1 protein-coding gene is annotated in these 554 nt (G+C 74.4%); it reads left to right on the top strand.

Annotation, left to right across the window (positions count from 1 at the left end; genetic code table 11):
- Positions 1-13 precede the first annotated feature (13 nt).
- Positions 14-554, top strand: a 541-nt coding sequence (locus G3I71_RS46185) for a condensation domain-containing protein (protein WP_239149782.1), incomplete at its 3' end; no start/stop codon positions are given.

Raw genomic sequence — 554 nt, 5'->3', positions numbered from 1 at the left:
CATCGACGGCGCCATGCCCCTGGCCCACCCGGTGGACCTCAACGCCTCGGCCCGCGAGACCCCGTCCGGTACCCGGCTGCTGGCGACGTGGACGTACGCGGCCGCCGTACTGCGGCCCGAGGACGTCCGGGAGCTGGCCGACGCCTGGTTCGCGGCCCTGAGGCGCCTCGTCGAGGAGGCCCGCCGCCCGGACGCCGCCGGCCTCACCCCGTCGGACGTCACGCACCCGAGCATCACCCAGGCCGAGATCGAGCACCTGGAGGCCGCCGTCCCCGGCCTGCGGGACGTCCTGCCGCTCGCTCCGCTCCAGGAGGGCTTCCTCTTCCTCAACCTGTACGACGAGGACACCCGCGACGTGTACGTGGGGCAGATCGCCTTCGACCTGAGCGGCCCGTTCGACGCGCCCCGGCTGCGCACGGCCGCCGAGAACCTGCTGCGCCGCCACGACAACCTGCGCGCCGGCTTCCGTCAGGTCCCGTCGGGCGCCTGGGTGCAGGTCGTACCGGCCGAGGCCGAACTCGACTGGCAGGAGCTGGACCTGACCGGTCTCCCCG

It is taken from the genome of Streptomyces sp. SID12501, from assembly GCF_010550245.1.
In the GTDB taxonomy this organism is placed as follows: Bacteria; Actinomycetota; Actinomycetes; order Streptomycetales; family Streptomycetaceae; genus Streptomyces.
This window is presented reverse-complemented; position numbering and strand designations above follow the sequence as displayed.